Annotated in this window: 18 protein-coding genes, 1 tRNA gene and 1 pseudogene; 9 read left to right on the forward strand and 11 right to left on the reverse strand. The window is 49.2% G+C overall.

Annotation, left to right across the window (positions count from 1 at the left end; translation table 11 throughout):
- Positions 1-163 precede the first annotated feature (163 nt).
- Together L3556_RS06395 and L3556_RS06400 are read right to left on the reverse strand one after the other, a co-directional pair.
- Positions 164-1,072 (reverse strand): hypothetical protein, encoded by a 909-nt coding sequence (locus L3556_RS06395; protein ID WP_277866472.1) that lies wholly within the window; start codon positions 1,070-1,072, stop codon positions 164-166.
- A 10-nt stretch (positions 1,073-1,082) separates the two neighbouring features.
- Positions 1,083-1,391: a hypothetical protein gene (locus L3556_RS06400; protein ID WP_277866473.1), complete on the reverse strand. Its 309-nt coding sequence runs from the start codon at positions 1,389-1,391 to the stop codon at positions 1,083-1,085.
- A gap of 263 nt (positions 1,392-1,654) precedes the next feature.
- On the opposite strand from L3556_RS06400, the gene L3556_RS06405 reads away from it, so the two are divergent.
- On the forward strand, positions 1,655-3,304 hold the full coding sequence (locus tag L3556_RS06405) for a peptide chain release factor 3 (RefSeq protein ID WP_422110774.1): 1,650 nt from the start codon (positions 1,655-1,657) through the stop codon (positions 3,302-3,304).
- On the opposite strand, the pseudogene L3556_RS16295 reads toward L3556_RS06405, so the two are convergent.
- From L3556_RS16295 to L3556_RS06425, 4 genes and pseudogenes are all read right to left on the reverse strand, one after another.
- Positions 3,297-3,972: pseudogene (locus L3556_RS16295) on the reverse strand (carbonic anhydrase). The gene L3556_RS06405 and the pseudogene L3556_RS16295 sit on opposite strands and share 8 nt — an antisense overlap.
- Before the next feature lie 119 nt (positions 3,973-4,091).
- Positions 4,092-4,165 (reverse strand) — tRNA-Met (locus L3556_RS06415).
- A gap of 190 nt (positions 4,166-4,355) precedes the next feature.
- Positions 4,356-4,493: a photosystem II reaction center protein K gene (locus L3556_RS06420; RefSeq protein WP_277866476.1), complete on the reverse strand. Its 138-nt coding sequence runs from the start codon at positions 4,491-4,493 to the stop codon at positions 4,356-4,358.
- Positions 4,494-4,584: 91 nt separating this feature from the next.
- Entirely contained in the window at positions 4,585-5,772 is a 1,188-nt protein-coding gene (locus L3556_RS06425) for an aldo/keto reductase (protein ID WP_277866477.1), read from the reverse strand.
- Between the two features lie 144 nt (positions 5,773-5,916).
- Here L3556_RS06425 and L3556_RS06430 point away from each other — a divergent pair, with 144 nt between their 5' ends.
- The 7 genes from L3556_RS06430 to L3556_RS06460 all read left to right on the forward strand — a co-directional run bounded on the left by L3556_RS06430 (position 5,917) and on the right by L3556_RS06460 (position 12,039).
- Positions 5,917-6,849, forward strand: a complete 933-nt coding sequence (locus L3556_RS06430; RefSeq protein ID WP_277866478.1) for a polysaccharide deacetylase family protein — start codon at positions 5,917-5,919, stop codon at positions 6,847-6,849.
- Between the two features lie 52 nt (positions 6,850-6,901).
- Positions 6,902-7,489, forward strand: coding sequence for an orotate phosphoribosyltransferase (gene pyrE / locus L3556_RS06435; RefSeq protein ID WP_277866479.1), 588 nt, complete (start codon positions 6,902-6,904; stop codon positions 7,487-7,489).
- A gap of 188 nt (positions 7,490-7,677) precedes the next feature.
- Positions 7,678-8,358 carry an FHA domain-containing protein gene (locus L3556_RS06440; RefSeq protein ID WP_277866480.1) on the forward strand — a complete coding sequence of 227 codons (681 nt, stop codon included), beginning with the start codon at positions 7,678-7,680 and terminating at the stop codon, positions 8,356-8,358.
- Positions 8,359-8,600: 242 nt separating this feature from the next.
- Positions 8,601-9,347, forward strand: coding sequence for an FHA domain-containing protein (locus L3556_RS06445; RefSeq protein WP_277866481.1), 747 nt, complete (start codon positions 8,601-8,603; stop codon positions 9,345-9,347).
- Between the two features lie 169 nt (positions 9,348-9,516).
- Positions 9,517-10,386, forward strand: a complete 870-nt coding sequence (locus tag L3556_RS06450) for a serine/threonine protein kinase (RefSeq protein ID WP_277866482.1) — start codon at positions 9,517-9,519, stop codon at positions 10,384-10,386.
- A gap of 98 nt (positions 10,387-10,484) precedes the next feature.
- The gene (fabD, locus tag L3556_RS06455; protein WP_277866483.1) at positions 10,485-11,360 is read left to right on the forward strand and encodes an ACP S-malonyltransferase; all 876 of its coding nucleotides are present in this window, start codon (positions 10,485-10,487) and stop codon (positions 11,358-11,360) included.
- A 43-nt stretch (positions 11,361-11,403) separates the two neighbouring features.
- Entirely contained in the window at positions 11,404-12,039 is a 636-nt protein-coding gene (locus tag L3556_RS06460) for a lysophospholipid acyltransferase family protein (RefSeq protein WP_277866484.1), read from the forward strand.
- A 9-nt stretch (positions 12,040-12,048) separates the two neighbouring features.
- Here the strand turns inward: L3556_RS06460 and gap are convergent, their stop codons facing one another.
- From gap to L3556_RS06485, 5 genes are all read right to left on the reverse strand, one after another.
- Positions 12,049-13,074: a type I glyceraldehyde-3-phosphate dehydrogenase gene (gene gap, locus L3556_RS06465; RefSeq protein WP_277866485.1), complete on the reverse strand. Its 1,026-nt coding sequence runs from the start codon at positions 13,072-13,074 to the stop codon at positions 12,049-12,051.
- Between the two features lie 80 nt (positions 13,075-13,154).
- The gene (locus L3556_RS06470; protein ID WP_277866486.1) at positions 13,155-15,677 is read right to left on the reverse strand and encodes a glycogen/starch/alpha-glucan phosphorylase; all 2,523 of its coding nucleotides are present in this window, start codon (positions 15,675-15,677) and stop codon (positions 13,155-13,157) included.
- A gap of 189 nt (positions 15,678-15,866) precedes the next feature.
- Entirely contained in the window at positions 15,867-16,169 is a 303-nt protein-coding gene (locus tag L3556_RS06475) for a hypothetical protein (RefSeq protein WP_277866487.1), read from the reverse strand.
- Between the two features lie 75 nt (positions 16,170-16,244).
- Entirely contained in the window at positions 16,245-17,027 is a 783-nt protein-coding gene (locus tag L3556_RS06480) for a fimbria/pilus periplasmic chaperone (protein WP_277866488.1), read from the reverse strand.
- Between the two features lie 135 nt (positions 17,028-17,162).
- A complete protein-coding gene (locus L3556_RS06485; protein ID WP_277866489.1) occupies positions 17,163-17,708 on the reverse strand; it encodes a hypothetical protein in 546 nt (181 codons plus the stop codon).
- A gap of 350 nt (positions 17,709-18,058) precedes the next feature.
- Here L3556_RS06485 and L3556_RS06490 point away from each other — a divergent pair, with 350 nt between their 5' ends.
- Entirely contained in the window at positions 18,059-19,420 is a 1,362-nt protein-coding gene (locus L3556_RS06490) for a TrkH family potassium uptake protein (RefSeq protein WP_277866490.1), read from the forward strand.
- Positions 19,421-19,456: the final 36 nt, after the last annotated feature.

The following is a 19,456-nucleotide window of genomic DNA, read 5'->3' on the forward strand; positions in this document are numbered from 1 at the left end:
ATGGGGTGAATGGGTCGTGTTGGGGTTGTATTCCGGTGGATTGTTGGGGTACGCCGGATCATGGGGCCTTTCTGGGTTAGGGGAGGATGGCCAGGCCGGCGGGTTTGCATCGCCTGGAATTGGTACGGGCCGATTATTGGGGCCGGCCGGCGGTACGGGATTATTAGGGTTGGCCGCCGGTGCTTCTGGCCGGCGGCCGGGTTTGGGGACTGGCCGGGGTAGCTCCAGGAGATGGCCTAGGGGTTGGGGGTTTGGGGCGTGTTGGGATGGGTGTACCATCGCTAACCCGCTGTAAAGAGAAGTTGTAATTACTAAATCTGACATTAGACGTATATCCGCTGGATGGAAAAACTTCCGATCCATTACCAGATGCTCCAACGGGTTTGATAAACAATCGTTGTCGCTCACTATCACCGCTTTGGCCATTGCTGTAGATGGCAATGGTGAACGGGCCGGTTACTGTGCCTAATTCATAATCAGTAAAAGATTGATTGCTATAGCTACACCAATAGGGACAAGTGGCCCGCCTAAGACTTCCCGTAAACCTGATCCTAACCACAGTGCCAGGGCTAACTGGATAGTCCCACACCGGCCCCTTCCATGCTGGATTGCTAGGCATGGGGGAATCATAGGGAGTTTCATACCCGGCCGGTGTGCCACCGCCTGGAGGGGGTAGCCATGGGTACGGGTAGAAGGTAGGCAATCCAAATGGTTCCCTGATCTTGGCCGCGATCGCTTCTTGGGCCCCCAAAGCGGCGGCCACCCCATCCCTTGCTTGACCTGGAACCTTGGGTAATCTATCGGCAAGATCAACCGCCGTTAAGCCGGCCCCTAGTATGGGAACGGCTTTACCTCCTAATCCGCTTGGAACTCTAGGCCTAGGAATTTTAGGGAATTTTGGCTTAGGTACTAGCGGCCGGGTTTGGGGCGTAGGGTTGGGATGGGGGGCCGGTGGCTGGCCCGGGCCATTACCCAAGTCAACTAGGGGGCGTGTTGCGGCCTCTTGGATCTGTTGCTGCCTTAGGGCCTCTTTGTACGCTTCGGCCGCTGGAACTAGATGGGGGGGAATCAATTACCCTTACCTAGTTTGATGTGTAGGTAGTAGGTAATGCTGTGGCTGACAGTTCCCCTACCCCATTACTCCAGATTTTTCCCTGACCGCGCCAACCAGCAACCAAGGGGAGATATAGGACGATCGCTAAACGTTCTGGGTTGGTTGATTGATTTTCAAAAAACACGCTTTGCACGTTTGCCGCCCGCGCCGCTTGACCTGGGGCCACTACGATTGTGGCCGATGGGTTGACCTCAGCTAGGGCCGATGCTGCCCAAGCGGCAAGTTCTTCCAGGGTATTTACATTTGATGGAATATTTGCGGTGGTAAAAGCGGTCATGAAAAAACCTCAGAAATATAATGGGATGGGGTTTGAATTTAGGCTGTAATTTAGGCTAAATTGGACTGACAAGCCCTAGATAAGCCTGTAGGTAGGTTTGACACGGATTGGGCATGGGGATGATGTAGCCCTCGTCCTTTAACCACTTCTGTACTTTAGGCTTGGCTACCGTTACCCAGAAAATGTCTACAATTCAGACAGGTTAGACAGGGGTAATGATGGGTCAAGCCTATTTTATTTATTTCTGGTAGCTTTACGACTTTCTGGCTAGGGGTAGTATTTTGGCAGACACGATTCAACAGGGCGACATTCAACAGGAAGTAGAACGGCGGCGTAATTTTGCCATTATTTCCCACCCCGATGCGGGGAAAACAACCCTAACGGAAAAACTCCTCCTCTACGGTGGGGCTATCCACGAAGCAGGGGCCGTTAAGGCGCGCCGAGCCCAACGCCATGCCACCTCTGACTGGATGGAGATGGAACAGCAACGGGGGATTTCCATTACCTCGACGGTGTTGCAATTTAATTATTTGGGGTATCAGATTAATCTCCTGGATACCCCTGGCCACCAAGATTTTAGTGAAGATACCTATCGCACCCTAGCGGCAGCGGATAATGCGGTGATGCTGGTGGATGCGGCCAAGGGCCTAGAACCCCAAACTCGCAAGCTCTTTGAAGTATGTAAGTTGCGGGGATTGCCCATTTTCACGTTTATTAACAAGTTGGATCGCCCAGGACGCGACCCCCTAGAATTGATTGACGAAATTGAACAGGAACTCGGACTACAAACCTATCCAGTGAATTGGCCCCTGGGTATGGGCGATCGCTTTCGCGGGATTTACGATCGCCTGCGCCAAGAATTTCACCTATTTGAACGGACTGCCCATGGTAAACGGGAAGTGGAGGAAACCATTATTCCCCTGGGGGATGGGCAACTGGATGCCTACCTTGAGACCCATCAGTTTGAGTACCATCAACTCAAGGATGAAATTGAACTCCTTGATGGAGTGGGTGAGTCCCTAGATTTAGAGCAAATCCACCAAGGCAAGATGACCCCAGTCTTTTTCGGGAGTGCCATGACCAATTTTGGCGTGAAGATTTTCTTAGAGCATTTCCTTACCTATGCCCTAAAACCCATTGCCTACCAAAGTAATCGCGGCAAAGTCTCCCCCACAGAAGAAAACTTCAGCGGCTTTGTTTTCAAACTACAAGCAAATATGGATCCCAAACACCGCGATCGCGTTGCCTTTGTCCGGGTTTGTACGGGCAAGTTTGAAAAAGATATGACCGTATCCCATGCCCGCACCGGCAAAACCCTGCGACTCTCCCACCCCCAAAAGCTCTTTGCCCAGGGCCGTGAATCCCTGGAAACCGCCTATGCCGGGGATGTGATTGGCTTAAATAATCCGGGAATGTTTGCCATTGGGGATACCCTCTACGTTGGTTCAAAACTTGAGTACGAAGGGATTCCCTGCTTCTCGCCGGAACTGTTTGCCCACCTACGAAACCCTAACCCCTCCAAGTTTAAGCAATTCCAAAAAGGAGTCTCAGAACTACGGGAGGAAGGAGCAGTACAAATTATGTATTCCGTGGATGAAGCGAAACGGGATCCGATTTTAGCCGCTGTTGGACAACTCCAATTTGAGGTGGTGCAATTTAGGCTTTTAAGTGAATACGGGGTAGAGACTCGTTTAGATACCTTACCCTATACCGTTGCTCGTTGGGTACTGGATGGCTGGCCGGCCCTAGAGGCGGCGGGGCGGATATTTAATGCCATTACGGTCAAAGACAGTTGGGATCGACCGGTGTTGCTCTTTAAGAATGATTGGAATGTGCAGCAGGCGATCGCCGATCATCCCAAACTACGCTTGAGTACCATTGCTCCCCTAACCCAGGCAGTTTCAACTAAATGAAATCAACCACCCCAGTATGTAGGTCATAGTAGGCACCAACAACTTTGATCCGGTTATCTTGGGCCATGGAATTGATGATTGAAGATGACTTTAATTGCTCCATTTGATAGCGAATATTTGCCTTGATTGCCTTCTCTAAAGAATCCTCAGTTTGAAGATGGATATCTTGAATACCAGGACGAATAACATCCAGTAAACTACCGATCGTGCCTGGAACTGGAGCATCTCGCAGGGCTGCATAGACTGCCCCACAACTCCCATGCCCCAAAACCAAAATGACTTTCGTCCTGAGGACAGCCGTACTGAATTCCAGACTGGCGATTTCTATTACCCGCCACCCGACAGACAAAGAGATCTCCTAGGCCTTGATCAAAAATAATTTCTGAGGGAACCCGTGAATCAGCACAACCCAAAATTGCCGCAAAGGGTTCTTGTCCTTGGGCCACTTCAACTAGTCGAGTCGTGGTTTGATTCGGATTTTGGCTTCGATTGTTAACAAATCGTTTGTTACCCTCTACCAATCGATCTAGGGCCTGATCTGGAGTTAAATTGCTGGTCTCTATTCCTGATCCTGACTCTGCCCTGAGGCCCTTAGAAATGGATTGGTGCAGGCCAATGGATAATGCTCCCGCAGTCAAAGCTAGGACATTACGCCGTGAGATAACCATTGATTTGCTCTCTGTTGAGGTAAGTGGAAAATCATGTCTGATCTTACCATTACTTACCTTTTGGGGTGCTTACCCTTTGGAGTAGAAAGGAAGGTTAAAACACGAATTGAAAATAATAATGGCGGGGCATGGATTTGAACCATGGACCTTCGGGTTATGAGCCCGACGAGCTACCAGACTGCTCTACCCCGCGTTACCTCGTAGATTTACTACTATACATCACAATCTGGATGTTCTGCAAATTGTAAAAATATTTTCTTGGCATATTTTTAGAATATCTAAAGAAAAAACCAGAGGAAAACCCCTAAAAGCTTCTCTGGGATAGCATTCTAGGGGCGACTCTTCGGGTTAAAAATGGAGTTTGAAGACGTTATTGCAAGACCTTAGCGGAAACCAACGGCGGCCTGCCACACAAAGGCGAGGGCCAGGAATAATAGGGGAATGACGGGTAAAACATCCACCAGGGGATCAAAGATCGAATAGGCTTCGGGTAGCTTTGCTAAAAGAACTATTGCTTCCATAAAATTTTATTTCCTTCAATCAGCGATCGCAACATAACTGAGAAAAATATTAACATGGCCTTGAATCAAAAGGTTCAATGGGATATTCAACTTACGACTGAGACAGACGTTTTTGAGGGCTACTACCTAACAATTCATGGGCCTGATCCAAAATATCAAGAATGCGATCGCCCTGGGGATTTCCCTGCAAGCAGGTTTTTAACTCAAGTTCTACCTCTTTAACTTGAGCCGCATTTTGCCCCGGAAACCAATGTCCCCCATTCCCCAGGAGGTTGTAGCGCATCCGGGCATAGTCCACTAGATCGTAGGCTTGGACTAGGTTCCACAACCAGAGAATCGTCGGGATATTGATGTGGCTTGGGGTCTCCTCGTGGCGGGGTAAGCCCAGGTTCCATGTGTGGTACCAGTCCGCTCCCAAGGCAGCAATGGCAGCCCCTTCCAAGCGATCTAAAATTGGCGGCAAAAGGCTTGGGGCCTGCTCCAGCAAAGCTAAGGTTTTCAGGTGTTCCTCAAAATCATCGGGCCGGGCCGCCCCTAAGCTCAGGGTATGAACCTGGGGGTGGGACAGGCAAAATAAATCATTGAAGATCATGGGACTAAGGGGGGCGCAGAGCTTGATTAACTTCTCAGGGGGTTGGTAGAGCATACCCCCCTTATCCGAGGGGCTAATAATAAAGACCCCCATATCGTGCTTCCGGGCCGCTTCAATGGCGGGCCAGTTGTTTTGGTTAATGTAGTACCAGTGCAAATTAATGTAATCAAATTCATCCGTGGCGATCGCCGCCAAGAGAACCTCTAGGGGGCCGTGGGTGGAAAATCCAATGTGGCGCACCTTGCCATCTTTTTGCCATTGGCGGGCCAGGGCCATACAACCGCCCGGCCGTAGGGTTTGGTCAAGGTGATCAAGGGTATTAATCCCATGGATGCCCAACAGATCAATATAATCTAGACCCAAATAACCAAAAGACCGATCAAAATTCTCCCGAAACTCTTGGGCCGTCGGTCGCGGGCCAACCTTTGTTTGAATAATGAGCTTTTCTCGCGGAAGTTGAGGTAAAATCTGCCCCAATTGCAGTTCGGAGGTGCCATAACCTCGGGCCGTTTCAATGTGATTAATGCCCAGATCAAGGGCACGGCGAATCGTCGCTTCTAGGTTAGCCTGGTTATCCCTAGGAATCTGTGACCAAGGAGTATCTTGCCATTGATATTGATAACGCATTCCCCCACAGGAAAATACGGGCATGGCCAGGTTGGTGCGTCCAAATCGTCGGTATTGCATCCTGCACCCGTTAGTTTTTCTCTTTAATACTTATATGCTATCGCCAAGGCAACTGCGGGAACAAGGATGATGGGTGTCCTGTCTACAGCAATGATCATTCAAGATAAACTTAAACCAAACTTGGCGGTTGATGGGGTGTGAGCCATGGGAAAACGGCGGGTATTTTTCGCGTTTGTTTTATTTTTTCTAACCCTAATGTTAGTAGCATGGTGGGGATTAGCCCAAACTCCCTCCTTTGCCGAATCCGCCACAGCAGAGCAGCGGGATATTCGCTTTCTCAGTCCCCGTAAATACCATGGGGAAGTGGTGCGATCGGTATCATTGCCCAATGGTGAAAAGGTCATTGCCCTCACCTTTGATGATGGGCCCTGGGGAAAATCGACAGAAGAGGTGCTAAAAATCCTGGAAACCCACGGGGTGAAGGCAACCTTCTTTGTGGTGGGTCGCCATATGCAGCTTTACCCCACACTCACCCAGAAAATTGTGGATGCCGGCCATGGGGTTGCCAACCACACTTGGAATCATGATTATCACAAGGTTGATCCAGGCACCGCCGCCAAGGAAGTGGAAAATACCTCTGCCCTGATTGCTAAACAAGCCACGGTGCAAACCCGCCTTTTTCGTCCCCCCGGGGGCATTTTAGATAATGGCTTGGTGGATTACGCCGCCATGAAACGCTACGCTATTCTGCTTTGGTCGGTAGATCCTGCTGATACGGCTCCAGACATTACTTCAGAGAAAATTGTCGCCCGTGTAATGAAAGATACTCGACCGGGGGGCATTATTTTGCTCCATGACGGCGGGGGCGATCGCCGGGCCACCATTAAAGCCCTACCCACGATCATTAGCCGCCTTAAAAAACAAGGCTATACCTTTGTGACGATTTCCGAACTCCTGGAACTGAGCGTCGCACCCCCGCCCCTGCCAGAACCACCACCAGAGCCAACCCCCGAACCGTTGCTGCCTATTCCCGATTTTGAATTGAGTCCCACGCCCCTGGAACCCTTCAATCCCGATCGCCTAGAGAAGATTTTTCCCCTTCCCCCCCTCGAACCCTTGTCAACCGTTGAGGGATAATTTTGAGGGATGATAAAGAACGTGCCCAAATAGATAAATAGATCGGAATACCATGGCCCCTGCCCTTACCTCCCTGCGTCAAGACCTCCTCCATCTCCTCTGCCAAGATGCCTATCAAGAAGGAGATTTTACCCTAGCCTCTGGTCAAAAAAGTAACTACTACATCAACTGCAAACCCGTTACCCTGTCTCCCCGAGGGGCCTATTTGGTGGGCCGCTTATTTTTAGCCCATCTTCCCGAGCAAACTAGGGCCGTGGCCGGTCTAACCCTGGGGGCCGATCCTTTAGTGGTGGCCGTCACCGTTCTCTCTGGGGCCATGATGGATCAAGACCATCCCCAACACCGTTCCTATCCAGGATTAATTATCCGCAAAGAAGCAAAGGGCCATGGCACTAGAGCCTATATTGAGGGGCCCACCCTCCCGCCCCAAACCCCAATCGCTATTTTGGAAGATGTGGTGACAACGGGGCATTCTGCCTTGCAGGCGGTGGAGCGATTACGGGCCGCAGACTATCGTGTTGAATCTGTACTTGCCATTGTCGATCGCCAGTGTGGTGGCCAGGAAACTTTTCAAAAAGCGGGCCTAGATTTTCAGTCTTTATTTACCATCCAGGATCTTCAGAAGTATTTCAACAAATAATTATGTAGCAATAGATGCAAAAGGAACGGCTGCTGGTCTCTAACTTGTTTTGTTGCCTTTACAGGGTTGGAGTACTCTTGATATACTTTACTTAATTTCAAGCCTTAGGGTTTAATTTTGGATCAATTAAAGACAGTTTTTGCCATTAATTAAATTTAATTTTAGTTAGGTATCCAATGATACCGTACTTGTTAGTTCGGCCTACCTCCGGTGAAGAGTTTTGTCTTCCCTTAACTCAATCCCAGTATATGATTGGTCGTTTGCCGGACAATGATATTGTCTTGGCAGATCCCTTCGTAAGCCGCCAACATTGCAAACTTGAGCAGATTGGACCTCGCTGGCACATTATCGATCTTCACAGTCAAAATCACACCTATCTAGAGCGGAGTTCAGGAATCATTAAAATCAAGCCAAAGAATCCAGACAAGGTATTTCTTGACAATAAAGATGTCATCTGTATTTTGGATTGGAAACTGGAATTTCATGACGAAAATATTACTAAACCTATCTTCGAGGATGTTTTACCTATTAAGGATATTTTCTTTGTCTACAATGTTTCCCAAAAAGCACTCTACCTCCAGAAGGGAGATGACCTGACAAAGCTGAAACTCCGTCCCCAGCTTAATAAAATGGTCGCCTACATGAGCGATCGCAATCTAGAGCAGGGTGAGGCTGTTTGTTGTACCTTTGAAGAACTCAAAAAAGCCATTTGGGGCATAGAGGAAGCTGATTTACGGCCGGATAGTGATATTCGTGGTTTAGCACGGGAGCTACGTAAACTATTTGAGGCCTGTGCTCCAAACGCAAACGTAGATTTTCTGGAGACCCAATTTGGGGTAGGATATATTCTTAATATAAAATGGAAGTGACGGGCTTTTTTGTTTTCCCAGGGATTCTGAATCTGACTCCATAAAATTTCTATCTCATTTCCATGGGAAGTTAAGGGAACGGTTTCTAGTCTTTAAGGTGTTTCGTTCCTTTACAGGGTTGCAGTACTCTTGATATACTTCCCTAAGTTCAACTCCTAGAGTTTAAGTTAGCATTAATCAAAAATAATTTTTGCTGTTAATCAAATTCAATTTTGGTTAGGTATCCAATGATACCGTACTTGTTGATTAGACCTCCCTCCGGTGAAGAGTTTTGTCTTCCCTTAGCCCAATCCCAGTATACGATTGGTCGTTTGCCGGACAATGATATTGTCATACCAGACCGCCTTGTAAGTCGCCAACATTGCAAACTTAATCAGATTGTGAGTCGCTGGCACATTATTGACCTTCACAGTCAAAATTATACCTATCTACGGAGAAGCTCTCCAAAGCAACATTCAGTAATCATTAAAATCAAGCCAAAAGATCCAGATGATCCAGATAAGGTATTTCTTAATCATGAAGATGTCATCTGTATCTTGGATTGGGAACTGGAATTTCATGATCTTGGCCGTACTGGCATTCGTGATGGTGATGACGATGAGGATGACAGTGATGGTTTCCCCAAGCCCCCTGAGTCTAAAAATAATGGCCCCTTTGTTTATAATGTTGCCCAAAAAGCACTCTATTACCAGCAGGGAGAGGGACTGAGAAAACTGCCCAAACAACCCCGTCCCCAACTCAATAAAATGGTGGCCTACATGAGCGATCGCAATTTAGAGCAGGGCCAGGCCGTTTGTTGCACCTTTGAGGAACTCAAAAAAGCCATTTGGGGCATAGAGGAAGCTGATTTGCGACCGGATAGTGATATTCATGGTTTGGCACGAGAGCTACGCAGGCTATTTGCCACCCATGCCCCAGGCGCAAACGTAAATGTTCTCCTAGAGACCCAATCTGGACTGGGATACGTTCTCAATATAGATTCAGTGTAGGGTGAAAATAATACACTTAATTTTGTCGTTCATGAATTCAGAGAATTCAGATCAAAATCCATAAAATTTCCATAAAATTTCCATCTCCTTTCCATTTACCCTGCCTGATAGAACAGTTAAGGTGCTTATATCGAGACAAATCGATGAAGCAAAAACTGGAGGAACGAGGATGAATAGCTATTGCGATGCAGTGTCTGCCGGTACCCTACTCTACGATTTTCTAATTGGTGAAACCATCGAGAACAAGTACTTTTTAGAAGAGCTAATTGCCGAGGATCATTCCAGTGCATTGTACTCTGCCACAGTATTTCTCCAGAGTCAACCCATTGCGACACGAGCGATTAAGCTCATGCCTGTCCACACCTATCCTGGTCAGGAACGCATTCAACTGAAGGAATTACAGATGGGTTTGTCCTTACAGCATCCCAATTTGATTAGTTATAATACCATTGGCAAATATTCCCTTTCCCTCCATAACTACTGCTGTGATTTCTACTATGCAGATATACCCTTCACGGACTATGATCTCCAAGATCATTTTGAATATAACCACACCCTGGATCGGCAAGATATTCTAACCATTATCACCGATGTGGCTAAGGCTCTAGAATTTCTCCACAAGAAATCTTTGACCCATGGAAATCTACAACCGGAAAACATTCGCTGGTGTGAACAGGAACAAATCTGGAAAGTGGCCCATGTGGGTCTAGATGATGACCCCTCAGGTATGTTGGTCTATCTTGCCCCCGAAGCCTTTACCCGTTGCCAAAAACTTGGCCCGAAGGCGGATATTTGGGCGTTGGGTATCCTCACCTACCTGCTTTTGACGGGGGAAGTTCCCTATGGGGCAACGACGGAAGTGGGAGTGATTGATGATATTAGCCATTGCCGGTTGACTCTTCCCGAAATCTTGCCGGCCCCCTTTGATGCCTTGATTCGCGGATGTTTAGCGGAGAATATTCAAGATCGTTGGACAGCCCAGGAGGTGTTAGCCGCGGTGGAGCATCAGGCTGGTTCTGCCTATCCCATCAGTGCCTAGGGGGACTAATCTCCGTCAATATTGGGGTAATCTAGAGAGCGGTAACATACGCAACCTTTTTTAGGGGCGCAACCTTTTCTAGGGGCACGAGGCGGTTTATGGGCAAAACGGCATGGTTGTTTCCAGGGCAGGGTTCCCAACAGGTGGGAATGGGGGTAGATTTGGCCCAGTCTCCCCTAGCTCAAGAACGCTTTGCCCAAGCCGAGGCCCTTCTAGGTTGGTCAGTTTTAGATTGCTGTCGGGGAGAGTTAGGCGATCTTGGGCATACCCTCTATACCCAACCTTGCCTGTATACGGTGGAAGCCATTCTCGTAGAGGATTGGAAACAAAGCAGAACACTCGCCGATTACGTCGCCGGTCATAGCCTAGGGGAGTATGTTGCCCTCTACGCGGCCGGCGTTTTTGATTTTGAAACGGGCCTAGATCTAGTGCGGCGGCGATCGCAGCTGATGGATCAGGCGGCCAATGGCACAATGGTGGCCCTGATTGGTTTTGATCGGGATGCTTTAGTTACTCAAGTTGCTGCCCTAGAGGATGTGGTTCTCGCCAATGATAACCATCCGGATCAGGTGGTCATTTCCGGTACACCCGCGGCGGTGGATCAACTTTTAGGAGACATCAAGGTCAAGCGGGCCGTTCCCTTGAATGTGAGTGGGGCATTCCATTCCCCTTTGATGGCAACCGCAGCGGCGGAGTTTAACCAGGTGCTAGACACCGTGGTGTTTTCTGAGGCAACGATACCAGTTCTCTCCAATGTGGAGCCTAGTCCCACCACAGATCCGCTTCTGTTGAAACAACGGTTACAGGCACAAATGACGGGTTCTGTGCGTTGGCGGGAAACCTGTTTGGCCTTGGCGGAGTTAGGTGTAACCACGGGCTATGAAATTGGCCCGGGAAATGTTTTAGCCGGATTAATGAAGCGAACCACGAAGGCGATCGCCATGGAAGGGGTTCAGCATCTAGGGCCAAGCTAACTTATCCCTAGAACATTATTAAGCCATTCACCTAGGACGGATCATGGAGCGACAGCGGGAAACGTGGCCCAGTTTGGCCCTCTACCATCTTTTCAAGTGGTCGATTGTCAGTCCCATGCTCCATAGCTATTTTCGTGGTCGCATCTATGGGGCAGAGCGAGTACCGCAGCGGGGCCCGTTAGTCGTAGTCAGCAACCATGGGAGCTATTTTGATCCTCCCCTGTTATCCAATTGTGTCCGCCGGCCCGTAGCCTATATGGCCAAGGCTGAGTTATTTGAGATTCCTGTTTTTAATCGCTTAATTCGGCTCTATGGGGCCTATCCCGTTAAGCGGGGCAGTAGCGATCGCCGGGCCATGGAAGCGGCCCTAAAGGCTCTGCAAGGAGGGTGGGCTGTGGGGGTTTTTCTGGAGGGTTCCCGCACCACCAATGGTCGGATTACTGACCCGAAGTTGGGAGCGGCCCTGATTGCCGCCAAAGCAAAGGCTCCCCTCCTGCCCGTCTGTCTATGGGGAACGGAGCAGATCCTTGATCAGTCCAAATGGCCCCGACCGGTTCCGATTACGGTGCGGATTGGTGAACTCGTGCCGGCCCCGAAAACCAGCGATCGCCCCACCCTGAATGCGGTGACCCAAACCTGTTGCGATCGCATCAACGCCCTTCACGATTTGGGCCGTTAGGGAAAGCCCCTAAGCGAGACCATCCCGGGTGGCCATCTTCAGAATCAAATCAATCACCCGATTGGAATAGCCCCACTCATTGTCATACCAGGAAATCACCTTAAAAAAGGTTGAGTTCAGTTCCATTCCGACGGTGGCGTCAAAAATACTGGAACGGGAATCGGTCATGAAATCACTGGAAACCAACGCTTCATCGGTATAGCCCAAAATTCCCTTTAGGGGGCCATCGGCTGCTGCCTTCATTGCCTCACAAATCTCTTGATAGCTAGTCTCTTTTTCCGTTTTGAATGTGAGATCTACCATGGATACATTGGGGGTGGGAACACGAACGGCCATACCCGTGAGTTTACCCTTGAGTTCCGGTAAAACTAGGGTGACAGCCTTAGCGGCTCCGGTGGCAGCGGGAATGATATTTTGAGCCGCCCCCCGGCCTCCCCGCCAATCCTTTTTACTGGGGCCATCCACTGTGGGTTGGGTCGCCGTCATCGCATGAACCGTGGTCATCAACCCTTCGGCTAAGCCAAAATTATCGTGAATCACCTTGGCAATGGGGGCCAAGCAATTTGTCGTGCAACTGGCATTGGACACAATCACATCCGTGGCGGGATCAAACTGGTGATCATTCACGCCGATTAAAAGGGTTTTGACTCGATCTGGATCTTTGGTGGGGGCAGAAAGAATCACCCGTGTCGCCCCTGCTTTCAAGTGTTGGGATGCCCCATTAAAGTCCGTAAACAGGCCCGTAGACTCGACAATGTAATCCGTTCCATTTTCTTTCCAGGGCAATTCCGCCGGATTACGAATAGCGGTGCAGCGAATAAATGTGCCATCGACCACAATGCCATCGGCGGTGGCAGAGACCTCTCCCGGATAGATGCCATGGGTGGAATCGTACTTAAATAGGTAGGCTAAATTATCCGCAGGAACCAGATCATTGATGCCCACAAATTCAATATTGCTATGACTTAGGCCCGCCCGCAGCACTAAACGACCAATGCGGCCAAAGCCGTTAATTCCCACTTTTACTGGGGCCATGGATATTCTCCTTTTAGAACATATAATAACAGGTCAAAAAGAGGGCAGAAAGGTTTAGGTTTCTACCCTCTTAGTGGAGATTAGCTCTCGTTGGAGAGATAGGATGTGGTGGGGAGATCAATACTGACGGGTTCGACGTGCCAAATATCACGGCAGTAGTCCCGAATGGAGCGATCGCTGGAGAATTTACCCATGCGGGCTACATTCAAAATGGACATTTTCAGCCATTGACGATGGTTTTGGTAGGCTTGACCCGCCTGATCTTGGCAGTCAATATAGCTTTGATAGTCCGCCATCAGGCAATAGCGATCGCTCTGCCAAAGATTATCCAGTAGGGGCTTAAAGAGTTGGCCATCGCCGTGGGAAAAATGCCCACAGCCGATCAAGTCTAGAACACCCTTAAGGGTTGGATTTCCATTGGCGTAGTCCCAGGGGCGATAGCCAGAGTGATAGAGATTTTGCACCTCCTCGGCATTGAGACCAAAGAGGAAAAAGTTTTCTGGGCGCACCTCCTCCCGGATTTCCACATTTGCCCCATCCAGGGTACCAATGGTTAGGGAGCCATTCAGGGAAAATTTCATATTCCCCGTTCCGGAGGCCTCGAATCCGGCGGTGGAAATTTGTTCTGACAGATCAGCGGCAGGATAGACCCGTTGGCCAAAGGTAACATTGTAATCCGGTAAGAAAATTACCTTGAGGCGATCGGCCATGGCTGGATCTCGATTCACCACATCAGCCACGGAATTAATCAGCTTAATGATCAGCTTGGCCATAAAGTAGCCCGGTGCCGCCTTGCCCCCAAAAATAAAGGTGCGGGGTTGAATATCCAAGTTGGGATTTTCTTTCAGCCGTTGATACAAAGTAATAATATGCAGCACATTGAGATGCTGCCGCTTATACTCATGGATCCGTTTTACCTGAATATCAAAGAGGGAATCGGGATTGACCGTTACCCCCATTTTTTGTTTGATATAGGCCGCCAAGGTCTGTTTCCGATCCAACTTCATGGCGTGCCAGGCATCTTGGAAGCCCGTATCCGTTGCCCCAGATTCCAGTTGATGGAGCTGATCGAGATCCTTAATCCAGCCTTCACCAATGCGATCGCTCAGGAGTTTCGTTAAGGGTGGATTGCTCAAGACCATCCAACGTCGGGGCGTAACCCCATTGGTCTTATTGGTAAATTTTTCCGGGTAGATTTGGTAAAAGTCCTTGAGAACCGTTTGCTTCAGCAGTTCTGTATGGAGGGCGGCAACCCCATTAATGGCATGGCTGCCCACACAGGCCAGGTTTGCCATGCGGACATAGCGTGCCCCGGACTCATCAATAATCGAGAGTCGGGCCAGGGGTTCAGAGTCGCCTGGGTAGCAAAGGCGCACCTGATCCAGGAACCGCTGATTAATTTCATAGATGATTTCTAAATGGCGCGGCAGCAGAGAGCCAAATAGCTCTAGGGGCCATTTTTCTAGAGCCTCCGGCAACAGGGTGTGGTTAGTGTAGGCAAAGGTTTTTTGGGTAATGTCCCAGGCCGTATCCCAATCGACGTAATGTTTGTCCACCAAGAGACGCATGAGTTCGGCCACGGCAATGGCGGGATGGGTATCGTTGAGTTGAACCACAAATTTCTCATGGAACTTGCGGAGGTCTGTTTCCTTTTGCAGGTACAGCCGGATCATGTCCTGGAGGGAACAGGAGCAGAAAAAGTATTGCTGGGAGAGGCGGAGTTCTTTCCCCTGACTTGGCTCATCGTTGGGATAGAGTACCTTGGTGATGTTTTCCGAGGACATCTTTTCGTGGACGGCACCGTAGTAGTTGCCCGTATTGAAGGCCTGAAAATCAAAGGACTCGATCGCCTCGGCCCGCCAGAGTCGCAGCATATTTGCCGTATTCACCTTGTAGCCCAAAATGGGGGTGTCATAGGCAATGCCCTGAACGACCCGATGGGGTTCCCACTGTACCCGCAGCCGCCCTTGGTCATCGGTGTAGGTGTAGGTATGACCGCCAAACTTCACGGGCATCGAGATTTCCGGCCGGACAATTTCCCAGGGGTTGCCGTAGCGAAGCCATTTATCGGTGATCTCCACCTGCCAGCCATCCCGGATTTCTTGATCAAAAATGCCAAACTCGTAGCGAATACCATAGCCGATCGCCGGGATTTCTAAACTCGCCAGGGAGTCCAGATAACAGGCGGCTAATCGTCCGAGGCCGCCATTGCCCAGACCCGGTTCTTCTTCTTTACCCAGTAATTCTTGCAGGTCTAACCCCAATTCAGAAATGGCCTGATTCACCTGTTCGTAAAGACCCAAATTAATCAGGTTATTGCCAAGATGGGGGCCCATTAAAAATTCGGCAGAGAGATAGCAAACGGTGCGGCTTTCCTGATCTCGATAGGTTTGGGCCGTATGCAGCCAACGGTGTAGCAGGCGATCGCGAATGGTAAACGATAATGCTAAATAATAATCATTGAGGGTTGCAACCTCTGGAAACCGTCCCTGAAGGTAGAACAGGTTATCCATGAAGGCGCGTTTGAGGGTTTCAACACTGACACCGGTACGATCATCTTCAACGGCAACCGTTGGGCAACCGGGCGGGATTAACGTGGCCATAACCATGATCCTCTAGTGATTCGCTGGATGCGTGGGCCACTGCAAAAACAGGGCCAACACTATCCCTGTTCTACCTTGATTTCGTCCTGAAACGCCTAGAACTATAGAAAGTTTTTAGCTTAGATCGTCACTTAGATCTTTACCTAGGGATTCAAGAGATATTCAAGGGTTGCGAATACAGGAAGGGGATTACGGATTAATGCCAGATACGGCTGCCTGGGTGTCCCGATGTTCACTGTCGGCTACGGGGCGATCGGATAATGTGTGCTTAAAACCTTCTTGGGCATTAGGTCGGAGCCGCAACCATTGGGCATAGGGTTCTGGCTTTACTAGGGTCACGGTAGTCGATGATGCTCCTACGGACTGAGATTCTGCCCGACCAACTTGACTGTAAACCCCTTCAAGGATTGTGAGACTGATGACTGTGCCTAGACACAAATAGACGAGAAAACCTGACTTAAAAAAACCTAACCCAAGGTGAGACAAGAGCATGGCTCCTCACCTCCTTCTTTGTTGCAATTTAATAGAATGTCAAACTGTTGCAATGTAGTAGAACGTCAAACAATTCTAGGGCTGAACCTGAAATTCCCCCGTCATGGGCCCCACTGGTGTGCCGTTGGGCAGGGGTAAGATAAACTCCCGTTTCATTCCTGCCAGCATATTTTCCCCGGCGATCGCCTGGAGTTGTTCCGGGCTAAATTGAAGGATTTCACCATTTTCACCCTGCACCGCCAAAGACACCCGCCCCATAATTTGATGACGGTTCCCACGATTGATCAATGTCACCTTGAGTTGGGTTCCACCCCTGGGATTTGCCACCGCAACGAGGGAATCAAGGCCCACATCCGCCTGGGCATTGCGAGGAGTGATGTAGACAGAACCCACATATTCAAACAGGGTTTTGATAATGACATTACGCCCCCCCTGTTGGGTTTCTATTTGCCCTAGGTTAATGGGTAATTGTTCGGCAACAATGCGATAGGTAAGTTCTTGGGGCGGATTGGGATCCCCTAACCAAGTGACCCGTACCCGTTGCCGCTCCCCAGGGTTCAAGAGAATTTGGGGTGGGTAAACAATAAATTCATCGTCGGCATTGGGATTGGTTTCTGTGCCATCTGGGGCAATGATTCGCTTCACCATGTGGATTTCTACTGCCACCGGTTGGGTTCCACTACTGACCACCTCAAAGGATTGGGTCGTGCCCCGGCCCACGGGTGCAAATGTTGTTTGCATCGGTGCTAAATGAAAGGCAGCCCCCGCTAAAACCCCCTCAATTCCCGTAAACATTAAGCCTGTAATCAAACCAGCGAGACTGCCAGCCCTTAACACAGCCCCTAAAACCGTTGTCATGATCCTATCCTCCAAGACGTTGAGATAGGCCCGGACAAAAGATCCCTCCTTATCAGAGTTTCCATTGCCCGGGGAGAGATGAAGTCAATCCCTATCTCACAAACTATCCATGCTCCTGATTCAACGGAAGAGCGACTATTTAGCCGTCAACCGGAAGGTCAGGGTATCGGTATAATCACCGGCAGGACGACCGGCAACCGCACTATCGGCAATGGTCACATCCACAGCCCGGTCAACCCCAGCACTGGTGGCAGCATCTGCATTGAAAGCACTGTCTTCCAACGGAGTGCTGACAAAGGTATCCGCCGTACCCCAACTGCCCGCATTGATGCTAGTCGTGCTGTTATAACGCAAGCCATAGGGCATGGTATGTTCTGTGGCACCCAGCTTAAAAACACCACCATTCAAGGACTTAACTTGAACTGTGAAACCATCCGCCGCATTAGACTTGACATTAACCGTACCAATGGCTTGGTTGGTAACACCGGTATACCCATTAGTCAATGAAATTGTCCCATTGGAAACAGAGAAAGAGATTTGGTTCAACAGTGGATTTTCAACAGTAATTTGATCTCCACCGGTGTCCGCAGGGCTGGTATCTGCCAACACTTTGGGCGTTAAGGATAACGCAGCTAGAATAGCAACTGGAACCAAAAATTTGCTTGTATGCCGTACTAACATTTGATTTTCCCCCTTGTGTGAGCTAAGGAATTGACAAGACCACCATTATTTTGCGTCGCGGGGTGGTACCGTGCCTCTCACAGGAGGTAGGGAATTAAGTCAAGAACCAGAAGTCACGTTGTTTATCTAACCTTTATCTAACGGTGATTTGCTGTTTGGCTCTTCTCTACCTACATTTCTATCATCCCTCTAGAAACTGGGAGTGACTAGCGTATTTCTACCCAAAAATAATTGTTGCGTTTTGTAACACCCCCGTAGAAATCCCGATCCCTATTTCCCTAACGCGGTTCCCTGAATTCTGGCAAAATGGGGTCAAGTCTCGACCATAGTGAAAACTAAGGACTTTTTGCATGACCGTTCCCCGCACAATCTGCCTAGGCTTTCTCACCGTGATTGCGATCGGGACAGTGCTGTTGATGTTGCCCTTCGCCACCAGTAGTGGGGAGTGGAACCAATTCATTGTCGCCCTATTCACTGCCACGTCGGCGGTCTGTGTTACGGGCCATATTGTGGTGGATACGGCCACCTATTTTTCACCCCTAGGGCAAGTCATTATCTTGCTCCTGATTCAAGTGGGGGGACTGGGCTATATGACCGCCAACACCTTTCTCATTATCTTGCTAGGGAGAAAATTTAATCTACGGGAAAAAATTGCCATTCAACAGGCCCTCGATCGCCAGGGCATCCAAGGGGCAAGGCAATTAGTACGCTCCATTTTCGGCTTAACCCTACTCTTTGAAATCACTGGCATTATTGTGCTTTGGTTTGTTTTCCAGGGACAGTTCAGCCCCCAACAGAGCCTCTGGTTTGCCCTTTTTCATAGTATTAGTGCCTGGAATAATGCCGGATTTAGTTTATTTAGTGACAACCTAATCGGGTTTCAAATGTCTGTCCCATTAAACTTCATGATCTCTGCCCTAATTATTTTTGGTGGCATTGGCTATGAGGTAATCTTTGAATTTTATACCTGGATGAGGGAATGCCTGAAACTATGGGCGAATCCTGGTCGTCTAGCTCGAAAGGCCGCTTTAATGAACTTTAGCCTGAACTTTAAGATTGTGACGAGTACCACCGCCGTCCTTTTGATTTTAGGAACCGTTGCCTTCTTTTTTACGGAAACGCGATCGCCCCAGGAATTTGATATTTTTTCAACCAGTCAACAAATCCTTTTAGCTTGGTTTCAGTCCGTAACCGCTCGTACCGCCGGGTTCAATACCATTGATATTGGCTCAATGGCCAATGGAGCATTAGTGATTACCATTGCCCTGATGTTCATTGGTGGGAGTCCAGGGGGAACTGCCGGTGGCATTAAAACAACAACCCTGCGGATTTTAACGGGAATTACCAAATCGACCCTCCGCGGCAAAGAGAATGTCCTTCTCTACGAGCGTCAAGTTCCAACCTCCCTGATTCTCAAGGCGGTGGCTGTTACCGTAGGCTCCTTTTTTATGGTGATTTTATCGACGACATTTATCGCCATTTCAGAGCCAGATATTGATTTTATTAAGATTTTATTTGAGGTGGTTTCCGCCTTTGCTACGGTCGGTCTTTCCACAGGAATTACGGCAAGTTTAAGCATCATTTCTAAGGTGTTGCTAATTATTACCATGTTTGTCGGCCGGGTAGGGGTACTGCTATTGATGGGGGCAGTTATTGGCGATCCGCGGCCCACCTCTGTCCATTACCCAGAAGAAAATCTGTTGGTGGGCTAATTGATCCCTTGCTCCTATTGTCCCGCCCTCGAAGGT

It is taken from the genome of Candidatus Synechococcus calcipolaris G9 (assembly GCF_029582805.1).
GTDB lineage: Bacteria > Cyanobacteriota > Cyanobacteriia > Thermosynechococcales > Thermosynechococcaceae > Synechococcus_F > Synechococcus_F calcipolaris.